This is a genomic window from Rhodohalobacter halophilus (assembly GCF_001715195.1).
GTDB lineage: Bacteria > Bacteroidota > Rhodothermia > Balneolales > Balneolaceae > Rhodohalobacter > Rhodohalobacter halophilus.
On the sequence record NZ_MDWE01000060.1, the window covers coordinates 21,093 to 27,406 of the forward strand.

The 6,314-nt window shown below is 34.4% G+C and carries 6 protein-coding genes; all 6 read left to right on the plus strand.

Translation table 11 applies throughout. The features are described from left to right. Positions 1-43 precede the first annotated feature (43 nt). On the plus strand, positions 44-1,885 hold the full coding sequence (locus BG260_RS13110; protein WP_069133411.1) for a hypothetical protein: 1,842 nt from the start codon (positions 44-46) through the stop codon (positions 1,883-1,885). An 11-nt stretch (positions 1,886-1,896) separates the two neighbouring features. Next, positions 1,897-2,802 (plus strand): type I-B CRISPR-associated protein Cas7/Cst2/DevR, encoded by a 906-nt coding sequence (gene cas7i / locus BG260_RS13115; RefSeq protein ID WP_069133412.1) that lies wholly within the window; start codon positions 1,897-1,899, stop codon positions 2,800-2,802. A 12-nt stretch (positions 2,803-2,814) separates the two neighbouring features. Beyond that, positions 2,815-3,552, plus strand: a complete 738-nt coding sequence (gene cas5, locus BG260_RS13120; protein WP_069133413.1) for a CRISPR-associated protein Cas5 — start codon at positions 2,815-2,817, stop codon at positions 3,550-3,552. Then, positions 3,549-5,801 (plus strand): CRISPR-associated helicase/endonuclease Cas3, encoded by a 2,253-nt coding sequence (locus tag BG260_RS13125; protein WP_069133414.1) that lies wholly within the window; start codon positions 3,549-3,551, stop codon positions 5,799-5,801. Before cas5 ends, BG260_RS13125 begins: the two co-directional genes overlap by 4 nt. 19 nt (positions 5,802-5,820) lie before the next feature. Beyond that, positions 5,821-6,051, plus strand: a complete 231-nt coding sequence (locus BG260_RS13130; RefSeq protein WP_069133415.1) for a hypothetical protein — start codon at positions 5,821-5,823, stop codon at positions 6,049-6,051. Beyond that, positions 6,033-6,314: type II toxin-antitoxin system RelE/ParE family toxin (locus BG260_RS13135; protein WP_069133416.1), on the plus strand; the 282-nt coding region annotated here is incomplete at its 3' end. The genes BG260_RS13130 and BG260_RS13135, both read left to right, overlap by 19 nt.

Genomic DNA, 6,314 nt, shown 5'->3' on the forward strand with positions numbered 1-6,314 from the left:
AAAAAGCCTAAGTGAGATATAAACTATTTAAGCAACTGGAAGCATGAACAAAATTGAATTCTATAAAACTGCAAACATTTTTGTCAACACAGGGATTGTTGCATTGCATCGCTACATAAATCGTTTTCAATCCGAGAATGATAAGTTTAGTGAGATTACAAATGAGCTTCTTTCAGATAAACTGGTTGTGGAAAATGAAAGTTTATTGGAGCTTTTGGAAGAAGTGTATTATTACATGGGGAAAGAAGTTTATGATACACCGACAAAGGAGCAAAAAAGGAAGTCCGATAAATACTTCTTTATCAAAGAGCCATTTGATTTTGATACTTTCCCAAAAATGACATCATTTGGACTTGCTGGATTCATAACAAAAGCTCCATTTGGGCCTGCTCCTACACCTCGGATCAAACCAAGAAAATTTAAAGATATTTATGAGGAGGATCCAGATTTTGCCATGAATATTGCCTCTGTATTCAGAAAAAATGATATGACTTTGAAATATTTTGAAATTACAGAAGACAAAGTCATACCAAATGAAAAACAAAAGAAAGGGGATTCTAATATTTACTTAAATGAACCTTATACAAAGGTCCCAAGGTTAGATTTTGATGAAAAGTATTTTGAAGATGGTGAAAATATTTGTCCAATTACCAACGAATCATTTGCAAAATTAGAATCAAGCAAGGGCACTTTTGCATTCAAAGCCAATGTGACAAATTTTAATTCATTCTTTGGGACAGATGACAATAATAAAATCAGCTTTAAAGCAAAATATCTTAGTCTCTTTTCACCTGCTTTAGCAATGTATTCCTATTACAATGGGTACGATTCTTTCACAGCTTCTTTTTTTGACTCAAGTACCCTCACGAATATTAATTCTCTTTACGACAACGAATTTTTCTACATAAAGGATGAAATGGAAAATATGAAACCTCCATTTCACAGGAATATCAAGTTTCAAAATTTCAAATTTGCTGAAAAAGATGGAGAAGAAGGTGAGATAGATTCGGGTATAGGGGCGAATTCTCCGAGCGTAATTACCTTTTTACTTATCTATACCTTCTACAAAAAGAAGTTTCAAACTGAGATTGATAGTCAGGAAATTGAAGCAGAAATAGACCCATTTGAAGGTTCCCCTTTCGAAAAAATCCCAATCAGTTTGATCACCTTTAAGGCAGATAAGTTCGGGCGGAATACAATGAGGCCTAACTTCTATGAAGAGTATAACAACTTAAAATTTATTGTCCGATTACTTCATAAAATGGAGTCTAATAAGGATAAACGGATTGCAGTAAAAACATTTTGGCAGGGGCTCAGGATCAAAATTCCTAAGTACACTTCTAAAAAAGGATTTAGCAAGTCAAAGGAATATGCTGAAGGTCAAATAAGGCAATCAGTCATTTCAAAAATTTTAAAAGGTAAATCAGTTCTCTCTGATTTCGAAAAACTTTTTTCAAAATGTTATCTCATTTTAACAAGTGGAAAACAGTGTGGGTATCGAAGATATGATCTGCTCACTGAATTTTTAAAAATATATGAACCAGCTATCAACTTCGGAGGAATGAACATGGATAAATCTTTGCAGCAAAAAGCAATCAACTTTGGCGTGATGATTGGACAAGCCATACTTAGATATGACAATCCAAAAAATGATACGGAAAAAAAATCCAACGCTAAAAACGGCCGAAAATATTTGATCAGTTTACATAAGGCTAGAACCATTGATCAATTTAGAGAAGCCATTATAAGAATTCAAAATAGGTTCACACTCAGCGTACCTAAAGAAATTATAGAGAGCATGAATGAGCAAAATTTCAAAGGTATTAAGCAATACGCTCAAATTAGCGCTCTTAACCAGCTTAACTCCGCTTTATCTAACAATTAAACTCAGTTACAATGAAAACAAATAGCTTAACGATTACCTATCTGTCAAAAGTTTCATTTTCCAGTTTAAATGGAAGTGATAAGGAAGTTGATAACATTAACCCGATCAAAAAAGTAACCCTCAGCAATGGAGAAGAACTCCCCTATGTTTCTTCACAAGCTATTCGAAGGGCTTTGCGGGATAAAATCGAAGAATTAGGGAACACTCTTTCACCGGTAGATGCATCAAGCACCGAAAAAGGGGCACCAAAAACTGCATTAGATCCTATCAAATACATTGACGACGACCTGTTTGGGTTTATGGATGCTCAATCGGGTTCTGGCAATACTAAAACAAGGACTTCTCCGATTCGTGTAGAATCGCTGTTGGCTTTAGCCACTTATAAAGGTGATTTAGATTATGCCACTAATTTTATGGGTAAAAAAATAGGTTTGGATGCTAATATTTTTGAGACGGAAATTCACTCAGGAGTTTATCGGGGTACGATTCTTATTGAATTGGATAGAGTTGGAAAAAAAACCAAGATAAAAAATGAGGAAACCAGGGAATTAGAAACAATTGACCTTGTAGATGACGAGGAAAAAGCGAATCGAGTGATTGCTTTTTTAAATGCTCTCCAAACGCTTTGGAGCCAAGGCAGACAAACCCGATTTTTGGCTGATATTTCTCCCAAATTTATTGCAGCTGCGTTGATGAAATCAAAGAACCCGATTTTCTTAGAGGCCGTTGACTTAACGGAGTCCGGGAATATAAATATAGAAAAACTCAATACGGTCGTATCAGATTATGAGAAGTTTATTGAGAGCCATGTTTTTGCAGCTCAGGAAGCGGTGTTTCCCAAACAGGAAAATGTAGAATCTATAAAGGAAGGCTTTGATCAGTTAGAGAAATGGGTGAAAAACTATTATGGCGTTTAATCTTTAAAAGTCATGAAAAACTTCGTAGTTGAAATAAAAAGCCAGACAGCTTCATTTCGAAATCCTGATTTTCAAAACTTCCATAAAAGCCTGGATCTACCACCCCCAACTACAATCATTGGATTGGCTGGTGCTGCCTTAGGATTACCACCATTGCAAGCTCAGGAATTCTTCGAAGAAAGTGAGTTTAGAATAGGTGTTTTTGGTAGGTTTGAAGGAAAATGTAATGACACGTGGAAATATGACAAGCGTCATAGTAATCGAGGTCTAAGATATGATCCGGAGTTAGATGGAAGTGTTATTCAAAAAGAGTATTTAATCCAGAATACTTTTTTGATTGCATTCTCTGCTGGAGATCAAGAAAAATTGGAAAAATTATACTCTGCTTTTGAGTCTCCTATCTATGCTTTGACCATGGGGAATAGTGATTCTTTGGCATTTGTAAAATCAATTAATTCAGATGTCCATGTTTCAAAAAATGATCAGCTTCAACATTGTATGGTTGAGGGTGATATAGTTGACGAAGTAATGCGGTTAGCTCCTAAAAATATGGAATTCTCCATATATCAATCTTCATCAGAACCGATTACTTATGATTTACCTATTCGTTTTGACTATGAAAGTGATTATGGGAAAAGAACCGTTTCTTCTATTTCTACCTTTTCTATTATCAGCGAAAAGATGAAGCTTAATTTTGAAGTTGAGGGGCTGGCTTATCACGATATATTTATTCCATTATTTAGACTATGAGTCATCTTGATAAAATTCTTGCCAAATCACGTTCTGAAGAGCACCCTGAAGAAACATTAGTTGAACACACGAATAATGTACTTGAAGTTTGGGGACAGTTAAGAGAACGATATTCAGAAATCATTTCTGACCCTGATTTTTGGAAGGATTCTTTCTATTCAGTTCTATTTCATGATTTTGGAAAAGTCTGTTCAAATTTTCAGGAAACACTGAAAGGAGAAAGAGCTTATGGAGATGACGAAAGAGTTCGTCATGAATTCTTTTCCGGTATGTTTCTATTTGGAAATAATCACAAGTACTATCTGGATAATCCTCTTCCACTCGTTGCTGTTTTTTCTCATCACAAGGCATTTAACGATGAAGGCTTCAATGCTCATATATCAAGAAATACTGCTTTAAGGCATATCATAGAAAAAGAAGCAATTGAAGAATTTTTGGATTATACAGAGAGAAAGGCAAAGGAATTTGATATTGAACCACTTTCGATTGACGAAAAACTAAAGTTTTATATAACACAGAACTACAAAACACTTTCTACTCATTATAAGACCAGGTTCTATGATCATTTAAAAAAGAATGATGATTTAAATCAGAATCAAAGAAAGCAATATGTTTTTTTAAAAGCAGCTTTGAATGTATCAGATTGGACGGCTTCAGGACATCTGGAATTAGAAAATGGAGTTACATATTCCAAGTTAGATTTAGCTAATAAGATTATTGAAAAACTTAAAAATGACGGAAAAGTTGATATAGCGAAGAACTTTTCATTCAAAAAATTTCAATCCAAAAGTCACACCTCCAAAAATGTAATTGCTATTGCTCCTACGGGAAGTGGAAAGACAGAAGCATCATTACTTTGGGCCAGTAATAAAAAGGATTGGGAAAGAATTATTTATCTATTGCCCACCCGAGTTACTTCCAATGCTATTTTTGAACGTTTACGCGACTATTTTGGAAAAGAAGACGTTGCTTTGATCCATTCCACAGCACGTTTATTCAGAAAAGAATTACCAGATGACCATTACGATTCAAAAGACTATTTCAGAGAAAAATCATTTTTCAAAAACATCAATGTTTGTACGGTTGACCAGATATTGACTCAAGGATTTAATCTTGGCTTTTGGGAAGTCAAAACATTTCACTTACTGAATGCTAAAGTTATTATTGATGAGATCCATCTTTACTCACCTTACACTCTGGGCTTAATCATTGCTACCATTAAATATCTGAGAAATGAGTTTAATACCCGTTTCTATATTATGACAGCAACTATGCCCTCTAAACTTCTTGAATTACTTCAAGAAACCCTTGGAGAAGTGAAAATCATCAAAGATCAAGAATTATTAGATAAAGCCAGAAATCAATTTGAAGTCAGAGAAGAAACCATAGATAATTTTATAGAAGAAATTGAAACAGCAGTTGCTCAAGGGAAAAAAACACTTGTGGTAGTTAATTCAGTTGATAAAGCAATTGAGTTGTATCAACAGTTAGAGGAAGTTGCGAATAAAAATGGATATAAGGCAATTTGCTATCACTCAAGATTTATCAATAAGCATCGTTCATGTAAAGAAAAAGAAATTTTTGAATTAGATGAAAAGGATAAAGGTGGTGTTTTAATTGCTACACAAGTCGTAGAGGTTTCGTTAGATATCGACTTTGATGTTTTGTTCACAGAAAACGCCCCAATTGATGCAATTATACAGCGGGCTGGGCGGGTAAACCGAAAACGTAAAAAAGAGAAAACTAAAGTAGTTATCGCAAAGCACTTTGAAATTTCCGAAAAGATTTATAAAGAAGCCTTTATCCTAAACAATACTTATCAGGAATTTTTTAAAAGGGATAAGCAAAGGCTAACCGAGAAAGAACTTACTGATATGGTCGATATTGTCTATACTGACATGAATATCAAAGAGAATCTAAGTTATCAAGAAGGCTTAAACAAATATTTGAAGGTTCAAAGCCATCTTAATTTTATAAAGGATTTAACCACAGATGAAGAGGTGTTTACAAGGGAAAACCTGGACCGTGAAACAGTTATTCCGTACTGTTATATGGGAGATCTAATAGATGAAACCAATAGAGACAAAATTACAAAACATGAACTTTCCATTAGTAGGTATAGATATCAATCAACGTTGTCAGATGATGGCCCTTATGGTTCTAAGTTTATAAACTATCCATATTCTTTTGAAAAAGGTCTGGAATTTAATGGAGATGACATTCTTGAAGAAAATGTTTCAACTATATAATTAATGCATATTAAAACCCATGAACACCAAACAAGAGATCATCAATAAAATCAATCGTATCGACGATCCGGAACTACTTCTTGAAATTGATCGTTGGATTAGTTCTATTCTAAATTCATCGGTTCCTGAAGAGTTTTTAAAAGAGGAAATAAATGCTGTAAGAGAAGGGTACAATCAGTTTAAAGCGGGAGATGTACTACCTCAAGAGAAAGCCAATAAACTCTTTGATCAATGGCTCAAAGAGAAATAGAGTGGACAACAAGGGCTTTAAGTGACCGGACAAATATTCTCGAGTATTGGTACGAGAAAACCGGCACCGTAGATTATCCTGTAAAACTCCAGGATCTCTTTACTGCAACAATTCGTCTTTTTTCCAAAATGCCCGAGGCCGGCAAAGAGTTTGATCAAAAGAGAGCCATTCGTTTTGTAATTATTAAGCACTTCAGAATCTATTTCACCTATACTGATCAAAAGTTTGTGGTGCTCAGTATATGGGATACTCGAAGAAACCGG